17 protein-coding genes are annotated in these 20,521 nt (G+C 45.8%); 6 read left to right on the forward strand and 11 right to left on the reverse strand.

Features of this window, described 5'->3' with window-relative positions:
* Positions 1-41 precede the first annotated feature (41 nt).
* Positions 42-1,172, forward strand: coding sequence for a class Ia ribonucleoside-diphosphate reductase subunit beta (gene nrdB, locus ACNKW2_RS07395; RefSeq protein ID WP_419147979.1), 1,131 nt, complete (start codon positions 42-44; stop codon positions 1,170-1,172).
* Positions 1,172-1,444, forward strand: a complete 273-nt coding sequence (gene yfaE, locus ACNKW2_RS07400) for a class I ribonucleotide reductase maintenance protein YfaE (protein ID WP_419147980.1) — start codon at positions 1,172-1,174, stop codon at positions 1,442-1,444. The genes nrdB and yfaE overlap by 1 nt, the downstream gene beginning before the upstream one ends.
* A gap of 11 nt (positions 1,445-1,455) precedes the next feature.
* Here yfaE and ACNKW2_RS07405 read toward each other — a convergent pair whose 3' ends face one another.
* The gene (locus ACNKW2_RS07405) at positions 1,456-1,980 is read right to left on the reverse strand and encodes a YaeQ family protein (RefSeq protein ID WP_419147981.1); all 525 of its coding nucleotides are present in this window, start codon (positions 1,978-1,980) and stop codon (positions 1,456-1,458) included.
* Between the two features lie 173 nt (positions 1,981-2,153).
* Here ACNKW2_RS07405 and ACNKW2_RS07410 point away from each other — a divergent pair, with 173 nt between their 5' ends.
* Positions 2,154-4,670 carry a TonB-dependent receptor gene (locus tag ACNKW2_RS07410; protein WP_419147982.1) on the forward strand — a complete coding sequence of 839 codons (2,517 nt, stop codon included), beginning with the start codon at positions 2,154-2,156 and terminating at the stop codon, positions 4,668-4,670.
* Positions 4,671-4,771: 101 nt separating this feature from the next.
* Here ACNKW2_RS07410 and upp read toward each other — a convergent pair whose 3' ends face one another.
* The 4 genes from upp to ACNKW2_RS07430 all read right to left on the reverse strand — a co-directional run bounded on the left by upp (position 4,772) and on the right by ACNKW2_RS07430 (position 8,830).
* Positions 4,772-5,407, reverse strand: a complete 636-nt coding sequence (gene upp / locus ACNKW2_RS07415) for a uracil phosphoribosyltransferase (protein WP_419147983.1) — start codon at positions 5,405-5,407, stop codon at positions 4,772-4,774.
* 11 nt (positions 5,408-5,418) lie between these two features.
* Positions 5,419-5,967, reverse strand: coding sequence for an NAD(P)H nitroreductase (locus ACNKW2_RS07420; protein WP_419147984.1), 549 nt, complete (start codon positions 5,965-5,967; stop codon positions 5,419-5,421).
* Between the two features lie 148 nt (positions 5,968-6,115).
* On the reverse strand, positions 6,116-6,805 hold the full coding sequence (locus tag ACNKW2_RS07425) for an HvfX family Cu-binding RiPP maturation protein (protein WP_419147985.1): 690 nt from the start codon (positions 6,803-6,805) through the stop codon (positions 6,116-6,118).
* Positions 6,806-6,868: 63 nt separating this feature from the next.
* Positions 6,869-8,830 carry an FAD-dependent oxidoreductase gene (locus ACNKW2_RS07430; protein WP_419147986.1) on the reverse strand — a complete coding sequence of 654 codons (1,962 nt, stop codon included), beginning with the start codon at positions 8,828-8,830 and terminating at the stop codon, positions 6,869-6,871.
* Positions 8,831-9,058: 228 nt separating this feature from the next.
* On the opposite strand from ACNKW2_RS07430, the gene sppA reads away from it, so the two are divergent.
* Together sppA and ansA are read left to right on the forward strand one after the other, a co-directional pair.
* Complete coding sequence (gene sppA, locus ACNKW2_RS07435; protein WP_419148002.1) at positions 9,059-10,933, forward strand: signal peptide peptidase SppA; 1,875 nt, start codon at positions 9,059-9,061, stop codon at positions 10,931-10,933.
* A gap of 71 nt (positions 10,934-11,004) precedes the next feature.
* Entirely contained in the window at positions 11,005-12,015 is a 1,011-nt protein-coding gene (ansA, locus tag ACNKW2_RS07440; protein WP_419147987.1) for an asparaginase, read from the forward strand.
* Positions 12,016-12,056: 41 nt separating this feature from the next.
* Here the strand turns inward: ansA and gndA are convergent, their stop codons facing one another.
* Positions 12,057-13,430 (reverse strand): NADP-dependent phosphogluconate dehydrogenase, encoded by a 1,374-nt coding sequence (gene gndA / locus ACNKW2_RS07445; RefSeq protein ID WP_336566402.1) that lies wholly within the window; start codon positions 13,428-13,430, stop codon positions 12,057-12,059.
* 509 nt (positions 13,431-13,939) lie between these two features.
* Here gndA and pyk point away from each other — a divergent pair.
* On the forward strand, positions 13,940-15,373 hold the full coding sequence (gene pyk / locus ACNKW2_RS07450; protein WP_419147988.1) for a pyruvate kinase: 1,434 nt from the start codon (positions 13,940-13,942) through the stop codon (positions 15,371-15,373).
* A 49-nt stretch (positions 15,374-15,422) separates the two neighbouring features.
* On the opposite strand, the gene ACNKW2_RS07455 is transcribed toward pyk, so the two are convergent.
* The 5 genes from ACNKW2_RS07455 to ACNKW2_RS07475 form a co-directional block, all read right to left on the reverse strand.
* A complete protein-coding gene (locus ACNKW2_RS07455; RefSeq protein ID WP_419147989.1) occupies positions 15,423-16,247 on the reverse strand; it encodes a LytR/AlgR family response regulator transcription factor in 825 nt (274 codons plus the stop codon).
* Positions 16,247-17,317, reverse strand: coding sequence for a sensor histidine kinase (locus ACNKW2_RS07460; RefSeq protein WP_336566406.1), 1,071 nt, complete (start codon positions 17,315-17,317; stop codon positions 16,247-16,249). Before ACNKW2_RS07460 ends, ACNKW2_RS07455 begins: the two co-directional genes overlap by 1 nt.
* A 170-nt stretch (positions 17,318-17,487) precedes the next feature.
* Positions 17,488-19,044: a SulP family inorganic anion transporter gene (locus ACNKW2_RS07465; RefSeq protein ID WP_419147990.1), complete on the reverse strand. Its 1,557-nt coding sequence runs from the start codon at positions 19,042-19,044 to the stop codon at positions 17,488-17,490.
* Positions 19,045-19,286: 242 nt separating this feature from the next.
* Positions 19,287-19,745 (reverse strand): Lrp/AsnC family transcriptional regulator, encoded by a 459-nt coding sequence (locus ACNKW2_RS07470; protein WP_336566408.1) that lies wholly within the window; start codon positions 19,743-19,745, stop codon positions 19,287-19,289.
* A 133-nt stretch (positions 19,746-19,878) separates the two neighbouring features.
* The gene (locus tag ACNKW2_RS07475; protein ID WP_419147991.1) at positions 19,879-20,520 is read right to left on the reverse strand and encodes an MBL fold metallo-hydrolase; all 642 of its coding nucleotides are present in this window, start codon (positions 20,518-20,520) and stop codon (positions 19,879-19,881) included.
* Between the last annotated feature and the right edge of the window lies 1 nt (position 20,521).

Genomic DNA, 20,521 nt, shown 5'->3' on the forward strand with positions numbered 1-20,521 from the left:
GTGTTCCCCACCCGCTTTTTTAGGCATTGAGTAACACATTTATGGCATATTCGACGTTTAGCAGACATCATAACAATCAACTACAAGAGCCGATGTTTTTCGGACAAACTGTTAATGTATCTCGCTATGACCAACAAAAGTACCCTATTTTTGAAAAGTTAATCGAGAAGCAGCTGTCTTTTTTCTGGCGCCCTGAAGAAGTGGATGTCAGTAAAGACCGACTTGATTTTCAGGCACTACCAGAGCACGAAAGACACATTTTCTTGAGTAACCTTAAATACCAAACGCTGCTCGACAGCGTACAAGGTCGCTCACCGAATGTTGCGTTGCTGCCCATTGTGTCTATTCCAGAGCTTGAGACTTGGATTGAAACTTGGGCTTTCAGTGAGACGATCCATAGCCGCTCATACACCCACATTATTCGTAATGTGACACAAAATCCTGAAGTGATCTTTGATGATATTGTCGGTAACGATAAAATCGTTGAACGTGCTGATGCGGTGACCAAATATTACGATGAGTTGATTGAAAAAGTCAGTCTCTACAACCAATATGGCGAAGGCAAGCACGAGGTCAATGGCCAAACAGTGAACGTCAATCTGTTTGAGCTGAAGAAGTTGCTTTATCTTTGCATCATGTCGGTAAACATTCTTGAAGCCATTCGTTTTTATGTTAGCTTCGCCTGTTCATTTGCATTTGCAGAACGTGAGCTGATGGAAGGCAATGCCAAAATCATCAAACTCATCGCCCGCGATGAGGCATTACACTTATCGGGCACTCAGCATATTCTCAATATTATGCAAGAAGGCAAAGACGACCCAGAAATGGCGATTGTTGCAGCTCAGTGCCATGATGAAGCAGTGAAGATGTTCGTTGAAGCGGCTGAGCAAGAAAAAGAATGGGCAGAGTACCTATTTAAAGACGGCTCCATGATTGGCCTTAACAAAGACATTCTATGTCAGTATGTCGAATACATTACCAATATTCGTATGGCCGCCGTGGGACTGCCGACTCAGTTTGAAACTAAGTCAAACCCGATCCCGTGGATCAACGCCTGGTTGGTTTCTGACAACGTGCAAGTAGCACCACAAGAAGCTGAGATCAGCTCTTACTTGGTAGGTCAAATAGACTCTGAAGTGGATGCTTCTGAGTTTGGTGACTTCGACCTGTAATGGTTGAAAAGCCCCCTTTTTTGATCCACATCGAACCCCTTCAGGAGCCACTGCAATACGTGGCTTCTGCGTCTTCGATTTTAGAAACGCTGGAACAGGCCAAAGTAGAAGTTCCCTATCAATGTCGTGAAGGCTTTTGTGGCGCTTGCCGTGCCAAACTACTGAGCGGCTCCACAGAATACATCAACGAGCCATTGGCATTTGTCCGTGATGGTGAGGTACTGCTTTGCTGCAGCAAACCCTGCAGTGATATAAAAATCGCCTTGCCTTAGCAGCCTAAGCACTATTGCAGTTTAGTCACTGCCGCACGTATATAGTGCTTTTCATCGGTGACACTGATGGTGCCCTCGTCAATAATGACGTCCCAATGCAAACTGCGCTGCAACATTTCACATAAGTCGCTGATAAAGCTATGAGGAATACTAAACACACTTAAGCTCTCAATAAACTGTAATTGCATCTGCTTTTGTTGATACCAATTATCAGCATCAACTGCCAATAGCACCAATTTGCTATAGCGCTTATCAAGCTTAACTATCTCTTCTAGCTCCAATAAGCCAAGGTACAGGGCCACGTTAACCTCCCCTTGCTCATCGCAAAGCCAAACATCGGGCTGCAGCTTTTCTTCCGACTTACTCCAACTGGCGTGCTGCTCATAAGAAAGCGCACAAATACCAAGCAGCTTCATGGCAAAATGTTCCGTGCTTTCTTTACTTAACATGGCCGTGGTAAAGGCTTCTTCATGGTGGCTATGATGAAATAGATCCGCCACTTTGATTCTCGCTTTAAAAACAAAAGGCTTATTCATATCTATCGCGATGCTTAAGTTGATAATAACACTATAGAAGCTATTACCATTTCAACAACTATAAAGTGATAGTATAACGTTATTGATCGTGCCAAATTGTAGTGTTATATTATCACCGTTTTATTGATACTTAACGTCGCATTCATACACAAATTAATCCGTGGTAACCATTTATGTTTAAGCAGTCTATTATCGCAGGTGCTATCATTTCTGCAGTCAGTGCAGCACCAGCCTACGCAGCCCAGTTAGCAGGCAAAGTTGTTGATGCCAACAACCAACCACTCAGTAATGCAACCATTCACCTGCACGGTAAAAGTCAGAGCGTTCAGTCTGATAAAAATGGTCAGTTTACTATCAACCTTGATGCCGATGCGCAGCTACACATTAGTAAGCCCAATTACCTCGACCAACGTATCCAAGTCACAGAATCTCAGGGTTATGTCAAAGTTCAGCTTAAACCTACCTCAGTAGAAACCATTGTGGTGTATTCATCGGCACTGCACAAAAACAGCATGGAAATGACTTCACCAGTCAGTGTCTTAAGTGGTGATGAATTAAAGAACCGTGCTAAGCCTACCCTAGGTGAAACCTTAAAGGGCCAACCAGGTATTAATGCCAGTTATTTTGGTCCTGTGAGCTCAAGCCCTATTATCCGTGGCCTCGGTGGCCCACGGGTAAAAATCACCCAAAATGGCTTAGACAGCAGCGATGCCTCACGAGTTGGCCCGGATCACGCTAACAGCAACGACTCATTAGCCGCTCAGCAAATCGAAGTACTGCGTGGTCCAGCAACATTACTTTATGGCTCTGGTGCCATTGGTGGTGTAGTCAATGTGGTTGATAACCGTATCCCTACTGATGTCATTGATGCTCCCCATGGGGCTGCAGAGTATAGCCACGATACAAATTCCAATAGCAATACTTTCGCGGTGTTACTAGAAACTGGTAACGAGGGTTTTAACTTTCATTTTGATGGCGTTAAACGCAAAGGCGGAGACTATGAAACGCCAAACTTCCCTTTACCTCACGATGAACACGAAGATGAACATGAAGAACATGATCATGACGCTGAGCACGGCCATGAAGAAGAGCACGAAGAGCACAAGCTAGAATACTCCAATAAAGTCGATAATACCTTTATCGACTCGGAACAATTTAATATTGGTACCAGCTACGTTGGCGATCATCTTACTCTAGGCGTATCTTATGGCCGTATCGATACCGATTATGGTATTCCAGCCCACTCTCATGTTGGCCACGACCACGGTCACGATGAACATGAAGAACATACCGATGAACACGCTGAACATGAAGAGCATGAAGAACATGTCGATGAACACGCTGAACATGAAGATGCTGTATTTGCTCGCGTGAAACAAGACAGGTGGCAAGCTCTGGCCAATTATGCTGTACACAGCGAGTGGATAGAATCCGTTACGGCACGCTTAGGCTATACCGATTACGAACACGCTGAGATTGAAGGTGGTGCAATAGGCACTGTATTTAGCAATGAAACCACTGAGCTTCGCCTGACCGCCGAGCACCGTTTAGGTGAGTGGCACGGCACTCTGGGTTACCATTATGCTGACAGTGATTATGCTGCCGACGGTGCAGAAGCCTTTACACCAGCGACCAACACTAAAACTCATGCTTTTTACATCTTAGAAGAGCGTCAATACGGTGACTTCTTGCTGGAGTTAGGTGCTCGCGTTGAAGATTATACATTGTCGAGCCATGCAGGGGATCATGAAGAACATGACGACCATGGCGATGAGCACGATCATGACCATGACCATGGCCATGGCCATGGCCACCAAGATCATAGCATTGATGCCGGTTTTGTGGCTTATGAACTGGATATGACCAATTTAAGCCTGTCTGTGGGCGGTGTCTATACGCTTGATGAGGGACAGAACCTTGCTGTGTCACTGTCGCGTTCTGAGCGTGCACCGCTAACTGCTGAGCTCTTGTCAAATGGTTTACACATTGCAACCAGCACCTACGAGCTTGGATTAGGTTATGAATTAGAAGGCGATCACCTGCACTTTGAACCGCAACATATAGAGCAAGAGACAGCGAATAACCTCGACATTAGCTTCAGAAAGTTCTCAGGTGATTTCGGTTATACCGTCAACGTTTTCTACAATGACATTGAAAACTTTTATTACCAGGCTGCTACCGACTATATCTTTAGTCCAGAGCACGGGTTAGAGCTGGCGGATCATGAGCATGCCGATGCCCTTTCAGTGTTTAAATTCGAAAGCAGCGACGCTAAGCTTTACGGTTTGGAGTTTGATGCGCATTATAAAATCAATGACTACGCCCGCGTGAAAGTGTTTGGTGATTCATTAACAGCAAAGCTGGATAACGATGAATACTTACCACGTATTCCAAGTAACAAGTTGGGCGTTGATTATCAGCATCGCTACAACAACCTTACCGCTAACTTCAGCGTAACCCATTATCTTGAGCAAGATAATATCGCCAGCTATGAGAGTAAAACTCAGAGCTATACCTTGGTTGATATGACTTTTAATTATGACTTCGAGTTGCTTGGCAACGACATGGTGGGTTATGTCAATTTAGAAAACCTCACCGATGAACTGGGCTTTGTTCATAGCTCTTTCATTAAGGAACAAGCACCGCTGCCTGGCCGTAATGTAAAACTGGGCATTCGTGGCTACTTCTAGTACCGCTTCCTTTCTTTTATAGAAACCAAAAAGCTACTCCATGGTGAGTAGCTTTTTTATTTTATGAAAAGCCTTATGAGGCTATTAGTAATAATGCGGCTTTAGCCCAGTCGAGTACCAAAGATTTTATCTCCGGCATCGCCAAGGCCTGGAACAATGTACCCCTTGTCATCTAAGTGGCTGTCTAGGGAGGCGGTATAAATTGCCACATCTGGGTGCGCGGCTGCCACCGCTTTAACCCCTTCAGGTGCCGCTACCAGCACAATCGCACGGATCTCTTTACAGCCTGCTTTTTTTAGCATATCAATGGTTGCAATCAGCGAGCCACCGGTTGCCAACATAGGGTCGACCACCAAGGCTAAGCGAGCATCAATATTACCCACTAACTTTTCAAAATAAGGCACCGGCTCGAGAGTTTCTTCGTTTCGCTGCAGTCCCACCACACTCACCTTAGCGGCAGGAATTAGCTGTAATACGCCGTCTAACATGCCAAGTCCGGCCCGCAAAATTGGCACTAAAGTAATTTTCTTGCCGGTTAAGCGTTTTACCGTTAACTCATTACCATCCCAGGCATTGATAACCTGATCGCTTAAGGTCAGATCTTTTGTTGCTTCATAGCTCAGCAGGTTGCCAACTTCTGAGACAATTTCACGGAAATTCTTGGTCGAAATGCCCTGCTCACGCAATAGCCCTAATTTATGCTGCACTAGAGGGTGATCAATTACATGTAATGCCATCTGGTTGTCCTTTAAAGCCAAGTAAAAAAGTCTTGTGGTTGATTTCGAACCGGTTTGGTGCATTGCACCGTCGGTGTGCCTAGATAAAGATAGCCGACAATTTCATCTTTTTCGTCAAGACCTAGCTCGGTTTTTACCGTTGCGCTTTGAGCAAAATAACCGGTGCGCCAAATACCAGATAACCCTTGCGCGAAGGCCGCTTGTTGCATTGCCAAAACACTGCACCCAGCACTTTGAATTTGCTCAATACGGGGAACTTTAGGGTGGGTTTGATATGGTGAAACGGCAATGATCAACATAGGGGCACGTTGCGGTAAATCCTTTGCTCTGTCGATAATGCGTTGCTCTTGTTGCTCCGCCACCGCCGCTCGATGAAAGATCTCCCCCAGTTTTTCACGCCCTTGCTCAGCCACCACAATGAAACAAAATGGTCTTAAGCCGCCATGGTCGGGCACCTTAAGCGCGGCTTTTTGAATTATTTCCAGTTGTTTTGCCGAGGGTCCTGGAAAAGAAAGGTTGCTGTCTGACTGGCGAGTTAACAGTAATTCTATGGCATCCATTGAATCGTCCCATATTTGAAAAAGAATCATTCTTGCTAACTCAAGAGTTTATCACTTCAGAGGCACTGAGACTACGTGTAACAGCCCTTGCAGGCTGATAAATTTCATCTAGTCAAACGTTTAGCCATGCCACTGTAATGCGTTGCTGTTATCGATTATTGCAAAACGCACGCCTTAGCCAATAATCAGCACTGAAATAGCGCCCAGCACCAGTAAAAAACAACGATAACAACATCACAAAGTAGCTAAGTGAGAATTCCATGCCATTGTTTAAGATGGCAATGTTGCCTTTTTCATACAAATAGCTAGGTTTGCCATGGTCAGCCACTATCGACTTGATTAGTGCTAGGCGCTCCGCAGCTGCTTTGCTGTTTTCTAAACTGGCCGTGGCGGCCTCAAAACCTAACCAATGAAACACCTTAGCCGCGCTGGTATCTGGGTTTGTAGGGGTAATAGCAAACCAGCCATTGTCCATATGCACTGTGGTTGCAGCCACTAACATGGTGATCATAAGCGGTATGGCCACCACACGCGTCATTAAGCCCAGCAACAATAAAATCCCACCTAAAAACTCACTCCAGCCTGCTAAAAAAGCCAACAGTTCGGGAAATGGCAAGCCCAAGCCCCACTCGGTATTACCAAACCAAGCCACGACATTGGCATCGGCTGACAAGCGAGCGAAAAAATCGAGCTCTTCATTGCTTAAGTTAAGCTTATTGAAGCCTGCAATGATCATCACCGGGCCAAGGATGAGCCGAAAAAAAAGCGGGGCTAAGCCACTGAATAGTTGGCTACTAGAGATAAGTTTGTTGTAGTGCTGTACAAGGTGAGAAAACATAGGCGGTCCATAATTAGTGTTTAATTATGAGTATAGACCGCCAATCTTGCTGCCGTATTTCAATTAAATCTTACGGGCAACCTGTAAAGCTTCATAGATGGCACGCTTGGCATCGATGGCTGCCGCCAATTTTGCTCCGCCAATAACGTGTTGATTGTCTGGTAAGCTTTCTTTATCGAATAAGTCATCATTAGAGACTTGACCAATACACGCCACCACCGTATCCACATCCAGCACCTGCTCTTCTCCAGCAACTTTGATGGTCAGGCCCTGGTTGTTAAAGCTCAGGTATTCACACTCTGCAATCTGTTTAACATTATGATGCTTAGCAACGGCACGATGGATCCAGCCTGTGGTTTTACCCAGATCTTTACCGAAACGACCCGGCGAGCGCTTCAGCATATACAGTTGCCGCTGCTCTTGTGAAGGGGTCGCCTCACACTCGATACCCCACTGCGATTTAAAGTCTGGGATGGACTGCTGACGTTGCTCGGTTAAAAACGCCACCATATCAAAACCAATGCCACCAGCGCCTAAAATGGCAATTTTTTCACCCAGTTCAACTTCGCCTTTGATCACTTCATCATAGGCAAACACTCGTTTACCATCATCACACTCAATGCGCGACATGCGTGGGCTAACGCCTGTGGCAAAGACAACATCATCAAATTCTTTGGCCATATCGGCTTGATAGGCGGTATCTAAACAGAGCTCTACTCCTAGACGCTTAATTTCGCTAACGTAGTAACGCAAAGTATGTTGAAAATCTTCTTTACCCGGGATCCGCATGGCCAGATTAAACTGCCCACCTAACTCTTGGTTTTTGTCTATGAGCTTGACTTGGTGCCCTTTTTTCGCCAAGTAATAGCTCACTGATAAGCCTGCAGGCCCGGCACCAACCACCAATACTTGTTTTTGCTTAGCGGCTTTTTCCAGTGGATAGTCCAACTCAAAGCCGGCCTGTGGGTTCACCAAACAGGTTGCCCGTTTGCCTTTAAACACATGGTCAAGGCAGCCTTGGTTGCAGCCAATACAAATATTAATTTGCTCGCTACGTTGCTCTTGATATTTGTTAAAAAACTCAGGATCTGCCAGTAAAGGTCTGGCCATAGAAATAAGATCGGCATCGCCACTGGTTAAAATATCGTTGGCAAGCTCCGGGGTATTAATTCGGTTAACCGCCACAACCGGCACATCTACGGCTTGTTTTAGGCGATGAGAGGCCTCACGGTAAGCTCCTGGCGGTACCATGGAAGCGATGGTGGGCACGCGGGCTTCATGCCAGCCAATACCGGTATTTAAGATATCAACCCCAGCGGCAACCAATGCTTTGGCTTGCAGACTAACCTCTTCTGCCGTAGAGCCATTCGGAATTAAATCCATCACCGATAACCGGAAGATGATCATGAAGTTATCACTGACTTGGGCACGAACCGCCTTGACGATGTCAACCGCTAAGCGCATGCGGTTTTCTAGACTGCCACCATATTCATCGCTGCGCTTATTGGTGTGATTGGCCATAAACTCATTGATTAAATACCCCTCTGAGCCCATGATCTCAACGCCATCGTAGCCGGCTTTTTCAGCCAGCTTTGCTGATTTGGCAAAATCTTTAATGGTGCCTTTAATACTGCTTACGCTCATTGCTTTTGGCGTATAAGGATTAATCGGCGCTTTAATGGCACTCGGAGCGGTATTAAACGGGTGATAGGCGTAACGCCCAGCGTGCAACAGTTGCAGACAGATTTTACCGCCATGTTTATGCACCACATTGGTGTAGGCTTTATGCTTTAGGACATCATAGTAGCTGTTGAATGATGACGAAATAGGCGTTAATTTACCACGCAAGTTAGGACTGTAGCCGCCGGTAACGATCAAACCAACGCCGCCTTTAGCGCGTTCTTCGTAAAACGCCGCAAGCCGCTTTCGGTTATGCCACCCTTCTTCCAGCCCGGTGTGCATGGAGCCCATCACCAGGCGATTTCGTAAACTTGTATGTTTAAGTTGTAATTGTTGTTCTAACATCGGATGCCCCATTGATACTGGTCTTACCTGTGAACATTAACGTTTTTTTAGTATTTGGCAAGTACCTCTAAGCAAGAAATTTCACAAATCCAGTAATTTTGCCGAGAAAGTGAACGACAAAATACTTCGTTACGTTTTTCTATTATTCATGCATTAAAGTCTGATATATGATAAATACATGAAATTGTATCGATGTTTAGTATGCAAGCATAAGGGAACATTTTGAAACTGATAGCAAATATATTTAAAGGTATCTGGGCCACGATTAATTTTTCACGGCGCTTGGTGCTCAACATATTATTCTTCATTATTGTTATAGCCATCATCATGAGTATTGGCTCTGGTGACGATGAAGTCCGTATTGAAGACAAAAGTATTCTGCGTTTAAACCTCAATGGTGTTGTGGTAGAGCAGTTGACTTATGTCGACCCCATTGAATCGGCAATGAGCGATACCTTAAGTGACTCTAATGAGCCGAGAGAAATCTTACTCGACGACATTATCGACGTGATTAATAAGGCCGCCAAGGACGACAAGATAACGGCGCTGTATTTAGACTTGCAACGACTACACAGTGCTCACTTAGATAAATTAAGAGACATTAAAGACGCCATAGAACGCTTTAAAGCCGCAGACAAAACCGTTTATGCACACGGTGCTTACTATAGCCAGGCTCAGTACTACATTGCTGCTGCCGCCGATGAAGTATCACTTCATCCCTATGGCGGCGTAGGCATTAAAGGCTTTGCCATGTACCCGGTGTACTTTAAAGAAGCGCTAGAAAAACTCAAAATTACCCAACATATTTTCCGTGTTGGTACCTACAAATCGGCGGTGGAGCCGTATATCCGTAACGACATGTCGCCACAAGCCAAAGAGTCAAACCTTGGCTGGATCACCCCGCTTTGGCAACAATATAAACAAGAAGTCGCTGCAAGTCGTGGCTTTAGCGCAGCAAACTTTGATGAAACCTTGGCAGCCTTAACGGATAAAATGGCCGCCGTAAAAGGCGATTCCGCACAATATGCCCTGCAGAACCAGTGGGTAGATAGCCTTGAAACCAACCAAGAATTTGCGCAAAAACTGATTGACCGCGTGGGCTTAGACAGCAAAGGCAAGTCATTCAAGCAAGTTAGTTTCAAACAATATTTATCGACCCTAGCACCAAAAGAGCTGGCCAATAACCCATTTACTGAAAAGGTCGCCGTGATCGTCGCTAAAGGTCAAATTTCCGACGGTAAACGCAAAGCCGGTGCCATCGGTGGTGACTCAACCGCCGCGCTGTTGAAACGCGCTCGTGTCAATGACAAAGTTAAAGCCGTGGTATTACGTATCGACTCGGGCGGCGGCAGCATGTTCGCCTCGGAGACCATTCGCAATGAAGTAGAAGCACTTAAAGCAGCCGGTAAACCGGTGGTAGCGTCAATGGGCTCAGTAGCGGCTTCTGGCGGCTATTGGATTGCCGCTTCAGCCAATGAGATTTGGGCATCGCCAAGTACCATCACAGGCTCTATTGGCGTGTTTGGCATGATATTAACCTTCGAAGAGGCTGCTAACTCATTAGGGATCCATTCAGACGGCGTGGCAACCACAGAGCTTGGCGGTCAATCGCCACTTCGAGGTATTAACGACAGCTATGCCCAGTTAATTCAGATGGGCGTAGAAGATGCCTATGACAAGTTTATTTCCATGGTAGCCAAAGAGCGTAATCTTGATAAAGCCGCAGTGAATGACGTAGCGCAAGGCCGTGTTTGGTTAGCAACGCAAGCGCAAGAGTTTGGTTTAGTAGATAAACTCGGCAACAAAGACGACGCTATCGCTGCAGCTGCACAGTTAGCCAGTCTAGAAATGTATGACGTTATCACCATAGAGCAAAAGCTAAGCGAGCAAGAAAAGTTGATACAACAAATCTTTGGTACCGCCATGGTACAGCAGGTAATGCAGGCTATCACGCCAAGCTCATTAACCTTCACTCAAGGTGCCTTGCAGCGTATTGGCGAAATTGGCTCTGAGGTCGAGCAGCAGAGTAAGATGTTGCAACAGTTAAACGATCCTAACCATGTTTACTCCATTTGCTTGGTGTGTAATACCCTACCTGAGTAAATTACTCGCAACGCTGCAATTGTAGCGCCACACTTGTTATACTGAGCCCAGATAGATTTCTGGGCTTTTTTATGAAAAGAAAAAAAATATACATCGCCTACACTGGCGGTACCATTGGTATGAAACAATCGAGCCGAGGCTATGTTCCCGTTGCCGGCTACCTCACTGATACCGTTAAAAACAATGCCGAATTTACCCGTGACGAAATGCCACTGTTTGACATTCATGAATATTGTCCCTTAATTGACTCTTCAGACATGTCGCCCCACCATTGGCAGTTAATCGCCGATGATATTCAGGCTAAATACCATGACTATGATGGCTTTGTGGTGCTCCATGGTACCGATACCATGGCCTATACTGCTTCTGCCTTGTCGTTTATGTTTGAGAACTTGACCAAACCGGTGATTGTTACCGGCTCGCAAATCCCACTGTCGCAGCTGCGCTCCGATGGTCAAGTGAATTTACTCAATGCCATGTATTTAGCCGCTAACTACCCGATTGCGGAAGTGAGCCTATTTTTCAATAATAAACTCTATCGTGGTAACCGGGCCATTAAAGCCCACGCCGATGGCTTCGATGCCTTCGCCTCCCCTAATCTTGCACCGTTGGCGCAGGCTGGGATCAACATTCAATTAATCGAAGGCAAACTCAGTCCCTATGTTGAGCAAAGCTTGCAAGTCACCAAAGTGACCTCCCAGCCCATTGCGGTGATGCATTTGTATCCTGGCATTGCCACTGAAGTGCTAGAGAATATCACCCAAGGCGATATTAAGGCCCTCATCCTCCTTAGCTTCGGCGTCGGCAACGCCCCACAAGATGAACACTTTATCAAGGCGCTACAAGCCATCAGTGACCGTGGTGTGGTGATTGTTAATCTTACTCAGTGTATTCAGGGTAAGGTCAATATGGGAGGCTATGCTACGGGCAATGCGCTGCTCAACTGTGGCGTGATCAGTGGCTATGACATGACCTTAGAGGCCTGTTTAACTAAATTACACTACTTATTTAGTCAGCAGTTGGAATTGGAGACCGTCAGACACTTAATGCAAGACAGCTTAAGAGGCGAGTTAACTAGGTAAAATAAACTAGGCCAGCGGTTCAAGCTGGCCTATCGTTTTGATTATCTGACTTTAGCGTCAATATCCACTAGATCAGTAAGGTGACAAACTTCCCCACCGTGAGTCTTGATGCCGTGCTCGCCAAAATAGTCCCGTTGCGCTTGCACTAAATGACCATTGCTTGGCGTACTTAACGTCGCGATATAGGTTTGCGTTGCGCCAAGTACCGGGAATGACAACCCAGTGGCAATCGCTTTACCGGTGATGTTGCGCAGTGCCAATGCCGGTTTTTCAAGGGTATCAATGTACTCCACCCCTTGGGCAACGTCATCCAAATAATCGGCACGAATAATACAGCCGGCACGCCAAGTCTGTAATGTTTTATTGAGGTCCACTTTCCATTGGTGGGCACGAGATGCGCCTTTGATAAGGGCTAAACCTTGACGATAGCAAAGCAAGCTGGCGAAATAAAAGGCCTCTTTTAACTCATCTAAATCGATATCAATGGTATTGGTGGCCTTACTGGCGTAAGTCATTTCTTTGGCCGCTGGGGTATCAATGGTGTTGGTTAAATGACGAGCCTGAACCGCTGCCACCAAGGATGGTACCGCAATGCCTAATTCCAAGGCATTTTGCGCAGTCCAAAGACCGGTGCCTTTGGCCCCCACTTTATTATCGATAAGATCAACCAGCGCTTCGCCTTTGTCGGTTTCGAGACTAAGAATATGCCGTGAAATCGCCAGCAGGTAGCTGTTGAGTTTGCCATCCGACCAAGTAGCAAAAATCTCAGCCACTTCCGTTGCTGTGCGACCAGTACCGTGGCGCAAGAGCTGATACAACTCGGCAATAAGCTGCATTAGCGCATATTCAATGCCGTTATGTACCATTTTCACAAAATGACCGCTGGCAGATTGGCCGACACGGGCAAAACAGGATTCGTTGTTATAGCTGGCAGCGACCTTTTCAAACCAAGGAGCAATTCGCTCCCAGCCGCCTTCCGAGCCACTGGCCATCATTGCAGGACCATGTCGTGCGCCCTCTGCGCCGCCTGAAATACCCATGGTCGCGAACTCAAACTTATTTTGATACTTGAGCTTACGGGCAATGCCATCTTTGTAGTTACTGTTGCCACAGTCAACAATGATATCGTCTTTGTCTACTCCGGCTTCAACGAGGTCACTACACACTTTGTCTACTAATTCACCAGCCGGAACGAGAAGCAAAATTGAGCGTGGTGTCTCGAGTCTTCTGACCATATCGCCAAGATCAGACACTATGTGTAAGCGCTCCGCCATACCTAATGACTGGGCGCAACTTAATAATTCCGCACCGGCCTCGGGGTTTTTGTCATAGGCGACTAACGTCATCCCCTTTTCGATTAGATTCAGCGCGAGGTTCTTACCCATCACACCCAAACCAACTAATGCAACCTGCATTTAGTTTCCTCCTCGGTAACATCAAAACTTTATACGTTCGTGTGTGGTCATTATACCTGAGCAACCTAGATTGACCAGCGGCGGACACGAATTCACCGCGGTTAAACAATTACCCAAAACAGCCACCCAAACGCCAGATAAAATACCCGGTATCACCGCACCAAGCTGTTGTGTTTCCACATTTAACTGCTTTTCTTCTATGATTGTAGAGAAAACATTCACATTGACGCATGCTGACACCGGTGTCATAATGATGACATATAGATCATATAACTTAATGCGAGTGTTAAAAAGGGCCTAAGCATAATTCTTTATGCTCTAACTCGTTAAATAATGATTTTGCAATGTAGCATGTGTAATAAATCAGCATTATCAATCTATATTTAACACTTTGTTCAGTTTTTGCTTATATCAATACATCGCCGTGTCATTACCATTGTGCTTTCGGGTGATCAGGGTTCACATAGCGGATGTGTTGCTATTTTTCGATAAGCCTACAGGAGATTCTGATGCTTAGACGTACAAAAATCGTCGCCACGCTGGGACCAGCAACCGATAGAGATAACAACTTAGAAAAAATCATTCGCGCAGGTGCTAATGTAGTCAGACTAAACTTTTCACACGGTGTTGCTCAAGACCACAAAGACAGAGCCCAAGCCGTTCGCGATATAGCTAAACGTCTCGGCGTTCACGTAGCAATTTTAGCGGATTTACAAGGTCCTAAAATCCGTGTTTCTACCTTTAAAGAAGGCAAAGTATTTTTAGAAGTGGGCGCTAAATTTACCCTAGATGCACAAATGCAACCGGGTGAAGGCCATGTTGACGCCGTAGGTATCGATTACAAAGAGCTTCCTCAAGACGTTCAAGCGGGCGATCTCTTACTACTAAATGATGGCTTAATTCAATTGGTAGTGGAGCAAGTCGAAGGTCAACAGGTGCACACCAGTGTTAAAGTAGGCGGTGTACTGTCTAATAATAAAGGCATTAACCGTTTAGGTGGTGGTTTAACTGCGCCGGCGTTCACTGACAAAGACAAAGAAGACTTACTTACTGCCACTGAGATCGATGTTGACTACATTGCTGTGTCATTCCCTCGCAGTGGCGATGATATGCGCTACGTACGTGGCCTTGCAGAAAAAGCCGGCTCTAAGGCGCAGCTACTGGCAAAAATCGAACGTGCTGAGGCCGTAGAATCGGTTGAAGCCATTGATGATATTGTACTGGCATCGGATGCCGTCATGGTTGCCCGTGGCGATCTAGGTGTCGAAATTGGTGATGCTGCATTGGTTGGCAAACAGAAGCTTATCATCAGCCGCGCGCGCTCGCTGAACCGCACGGTGATCACCGCTACGCAAATGATGGAATCGATGATAGACAACCCCATGCCAACACGCGCTGAGGTAATGGATGTGGCCAATGCCGTGCTTGATGGCACCGATGCTGTGATGTTGTCTGCTGAAACCGCCGCGGGTGACTATCCAGAGCATACTGTAGCAGCCATGGCACGTGTTTGTCTTGGTGCAGAATCGCAGCCGCAGATCCACGTTTCTAAACACCGTTTAGACAGCCGTTTCGCTGATACCTGCGAGACCATAGCGTTATCCGCCATGTATGCTGCTAACCACTTAGACTCAGTAAAAGCCATCGTGGCCTTGACGGAATCCGGTAACACCGCCAAGTTAATGTCTCGGATCAGCTCTGGTCTGCCGATTTATGCTCTATCACGCCATCAACAAACGCTTGGTCAAGCGTCATTATATCGTGGTGTCTACCCAGTTGCCTTTGATTCAACCCGTTGCAGCGAAGACACAACGGTACGTGAAGCACTTGATACCTTAGTGAACTTAGGCTCGCTTGAAAAAGGCGACACCGTCATTATTACCCATGGTGATAAGATGGAAACCATTGGTGCCAGCAATACCTTAAAGATTGTTACGGTATAACTCACCTGAACTAGGTAGCACGTCTGCCTAGTTCTTTTCCCACGCGCTATTAGCTTGCTAAGGCTGCTTTCACCTTATCACGGTAACTACGACTCACCTTCAACTCTTGACCATTTGCTAATACCAACAGGTATTCACCGCTGCTTTGCGTCACCAACTTGCTGATCTGCTTGGTGTTAACAATAGCTGAGCGATGTACCCGAACAAATAAGCTGGGATCTAACTCTTGTTCTAAGTCTTTCATGGTTTTGCGCAGAATATGGGTTTGGCCATCGCTGCAATGCAAGCACATGTAATCGCCTGCGGCATCAACCCACTGGATTGACGCTGTAGCAACTCGGACAATTTCGCCCTGTTCTTTTACCGCAATCGACTCGGGAAACTTCTTGTCTTCTAGTGTATCACCTGTTGCGAGCTTTTTAAGGATCTCTTCGCAATTGTTACCTGTGATACCTGCAACAAAACTGGCTAATTTTTTCTTATGCGCGTTATCTTGTTGTGTTTTTAAATAGCTTTGCACTTTTTCCACCGCCTGTTTTAGTCTGTTGTCATCAACGGGTTTTAAAATGTAATCTAACGCATGAGTTTCAAATGCCTTTACAGCATATTGATCAAACGCGGTTACAAAAACGATTGCAGGCAATGGTTTAACACTTTCACTCAACGCCCTAGCCACTTCAAAGCCATTCATATTAGGCATTTGAATGTCTAGGAAAACCAAGTCGATGTCGCTGTTTTGACAACGTTCTATGGCTTGTTGACCACTGCCGCATAATTCAACGACGTCTATTTCTGTGAATTCTTTTAATCTGACTGCTAAGCCCTTTCTTGCCAGCGGCTCGTCATCTACGATTAATGTTGTTATTTTGCTCATTACTTCTTCGCCTTTTCATAGGGAACGCGAATATTCACTTTTAACCCTGACGGGTCATTATCCGATAACACAAAAGAGTAATTATTCTCGTACAGGGTTTTCAACCTATCTTTGGTATTAGCAATGCCAACACCTTGTGCATTTTTTAATGTGCCATTTTCTAATTCAGCGCCGGGGCCGTTATCCCCCACTTCCAACAATAGCTCATTGGCAAATACCTGCGCCTTAATTTCAATTCTGCCGCCATGCTCCATATGGGCAATGGCGTATTTAATGCTGTTTTCGATTAACGGCTGTAAAATTAAGCTTGGGACCAGCGCTTGTTGTGCTTCTTCGGTGACGTCTAGCTCAACCGATAAGCGATCATCAAACCGTACTTTCTCGATTTCTAAATATAATTTTAGTGCGTGCAGCTCTTGCTCGAGTGGCACTTTTTTAATTGGATCGGTATTCAGTGTGTGGCGCAAGAAGTCGCTCAGACGTGACACCATGAGGTTTGCGTCTTTGTTTTCTTCCACTAACACCAAAGTCGAAATGGCATTGAGAGTATTAAATAAAAAGTGCGGATTCAGTTGATAGCGCAACATTTTAAGTTGTGCCTCATGGGCCATGGTATTGGCCTTTAACGCCTTTTGCCGCTCACTTTGCAGTAATTGATAATACTTAACACCGAAGTACAAGCCACTCCAACAAAGAATGATATAAACAGAGTCGAGTCCCTGCTGCAGGTAGTAAAACCATTCATCGGGTCGGTAGCCATGGCGATAGATTTCCCAGTGGTTGAACTTTTGTACCACCGCCCACAAGGTGCCGGTCACATAAGATGCGGTAAACACCACAAATATCAATACCCATGGCGAGCTATTCCAGACCCGACGGTACAAGTAACGTAACGGCACCGTCATTAAACAGCCGGCATACGCATTAAGCGCGATAACAAATACATAAATATCACGCATTTCAAACACTTTAGAGCCAATATAGTTTACTAAGGCATAGCCAAGCCATCCGGCTATTTGCAGTACCCAAAAAAACCTTTGCCTGTTGTCAACCAGTGATTGCCACTTCAAACGTTTACACCTCTTTTAATCTAACTGGATTATATCGCAGTAATTGGATTTCAAGCACTGCTGATGGTCTCAGTTTTTACACACCTTGCCGCAAATAAAAAAGGCACCGAAGTGCCTTTTTATGCATTGATTGTGCAAGCCAAGTTCGCTTGCATCCACCTTACCAAGAGTTAGGCAAGCTTATCAGATGCCACCTTATAGGTTGGATCCGCTTGACCATCCAGTTCCACTAAGTCTTTTGCTTTTTCTAGCAAAATCAAACAGTCTGGACTTAGGTGGCGTAAATGCAGGGTCTTGCCAACCTTATTATAGCGCTCAGCCAAGGCATCAATGGCTTCAATGGCACTGTGATCAGCAACACGGCTATATTTAAATTCGACAATGACATCGTCTGGGTCATTATTCACATCAAATAGCTCAGAGAAATTCTTAGCAGAGCCAAAGAACAGCGGTCCGTGAAGTTCATAGACTTTAGAACCTTTGTCATCAATGTAGTTGTTGGTGTAAATGTGTTTAGCGTGCTCCCAAGCAAATACTAATGCCGATACGATAACACCGACACACACCGCAATTGCCAAGTCAGTGATCACCGTCACACCAGAAACCAACACTATGATGAAGGCATCAGAGCGCGGCACTTGCTTCATTAATCTAAAGCTCGACCATTCGAAGGTGCCTAACACCACCATAAACATCACGCCAACCAGTGCCGCCAATGGGATCATTTCTATCAGGCCTGCTGCGAATAAAATAAAGCCCAGTAAGATAACGGCTGCAGTGATACCAGAAAGACGACTACGACCGCCCGAGTTGATATTAATCATCGATTGACCAATCATAGCACAGCCACCCATCGCGCCAAACACACCACAAGTCATGTTTGCCGCACCTTGGCCAATGCATTCGCGATTACTGTGACCGCGAGTTTCGGTGATTTCATCAATCAAAGTCAGGGTTAGCAGTGATTCAATTAAGCCTATTGCCGCTAACACCAAGGCATAAGGGAAAATAATTTTTAGCGTCTCTAAGTTCCAAGGTACGTCTGGAATATGGAAAGCAGGAAAGCCTCCAGCAATGGTGGCATCATCATTGCCTGACATATCTTTAAGGTAATCGAGGACATTACGCGCGTCTAAGTCAAAGCCAATCACAATCCCCGTGACCACCAAAATGGCCGCAAGGCTTGAAGGTACTGCCGTGGTTAGTTTCGGCAGGAAGTGAATAATAGCCATGGTGAGCGCCACTAAGCCACACATGATGTAGAGCTGCTGACCTTGCATCCAGCTTAAGTTACCCGCGTCATCAAGCACTTTAAACTGGCCTAATTGCGCTAGGAAGATAACGATTGCCAAGCCATTTACGAAGCCTAACATCACCGGGTGAGGCACCATACGGATAAACTTACCTAGCTTAAATACCCCGGCAAGCACCTGCAAGACCCCCATCAACAACACCGTTGCGAACAGGTATTCAACACCGTGCTCCACAACCAAGCTCACCATTACAACGGCAAGAGCACCTGTTGCTCCTGAAATCATACCTGGTCTACCACCAATAATTGAGGTAACCAGCCCGACGATAAACGCCGCATAAAGGCCCACTAGGGGATCAACTTGCGCAACAAACGCAAAAGCAACAGCCTCTGGCACCAAAGCCAGTGCAACTGTTAACCCAGATAACACATCATTTTTAGCAGAGCTTGGCGCTTTGCTGATCAGATTAAACATCGACATCCTCTGGTCTGAATTGACAACGAACGGAAAGGCGGTGGATTCTAGCAAAAATCCGCCATCTTAACAAATTTGATACATGGCAAAGCAGCAAGCCTTGCGCTAATGAGAATAGTATAGTTTGCAGAACAGCAGATGACAGGTTGCCACCTGCTGTGACAACCAAATGAAAAGAAGCTAAATTAGTATGCTAAATTAACTGGCCTAATTGTAGAGGCAGATAATAATGTGGGTTGCTGTTAAAGCGGCAATGAGGTGCTTCGTTTAACGCAAGTCATGGTTACGTTGGAATGCACTTCTTGCACGTACTCTAAGCTTAATAGGTTATCGCGAACAAATTGTTCATAGCCTTCAATGCCTTTAGAGATAATTCTTAGCATAAAATCCATGGTGCCTGCCATGGTGTAACACTCGGTGACCTCATCATAGCTGAGGATTAACTTTTCAAACTCGGCGAGATTGTTACGGCCATGACTTGAAAGGCGTACATGGGCATAAACCAGCATATCAAAACCAAGTTTCTTTTCGTCTAACAACGCCACTTTGCCTTTGATATAGCCATCTTGCTCCAGTTTAGCAATACGACGCCAACAGGGTGACTGCGAAAGCCCTACTTTATCGGCTATTTCTGCGGTTGATAGGCTCGCGTCTTGCTGTAATAATGCCAAAATTTGGCGATCAACTTGGTTTAATGACATATTCTTATCTAGTTATGTTGTGATACCAATCGTGTGATCAGTATAAATTAATAATCCTTGTAGCACATCACTTAGCAGCGCTTTGACAAAAGTTTATTGCTGCTCAAGCCCCTAGTGGCTATGTCAAAGCGACTCAGCCAAAGCGCCCACTCATAAATGGGTTGGTTTTTCTTTCATGACCTATGCTGGTGTCTTCACCGTGCCCGGATAAGACCTTAACATCATCTGGCAAAGAAAACAGCTGCTGCTCAATGGATTGTCGTAATTGCTGTGGATCCCCTTTAGGAAAATCAGTGCGCCCGACCGAGCCTTTAAACAGCACATCCCCGACAATCACAGTTTTAGCATTGGCCTCGTAGAACACCACGTGACCTGGTGTATGCCCAGGGCAATGGCGTACCTCTAGACGCAAATCACCCAACTCAATCACCTCGCCTGGGTTGAGCCATTGGTTAGGTAAAAATGCCTGATGGGTAGGAAAGCCAAACATTTGTGATTGCGCAGGTAACGCATCAAGCCAAAATTGATCCGCTTGATGCGGCCCAATAATATCAATGTTCAGCTCTTCACTGAGTGCCACACTGGCACCAACATGATCTAAGTGCGCATGAGTCAGCAGCACTTTTACCGCAGTAAGGCCATGCTGTGACAGCACCGCTTTAATTTTTTCAGGCTCACCACCAGGGTCAATAATGGCTGCTTGTTTTGTATTTGAGCAGGCAATAATACGACAGTTTTGCATAAATGGCGTGACCGCCAAGGTAATCACTTCCACC

This window comes from Pseudoalteromonas 'SMAR' (assembly GCF_048515945.1).
In the GTDB taxonomy this organism is placed as follows: Bacteria; Pseudomonadota; Gammaproteobacteria; order Enterobacterales; family Alteromonadaceae; genus Pseudoalteromonas.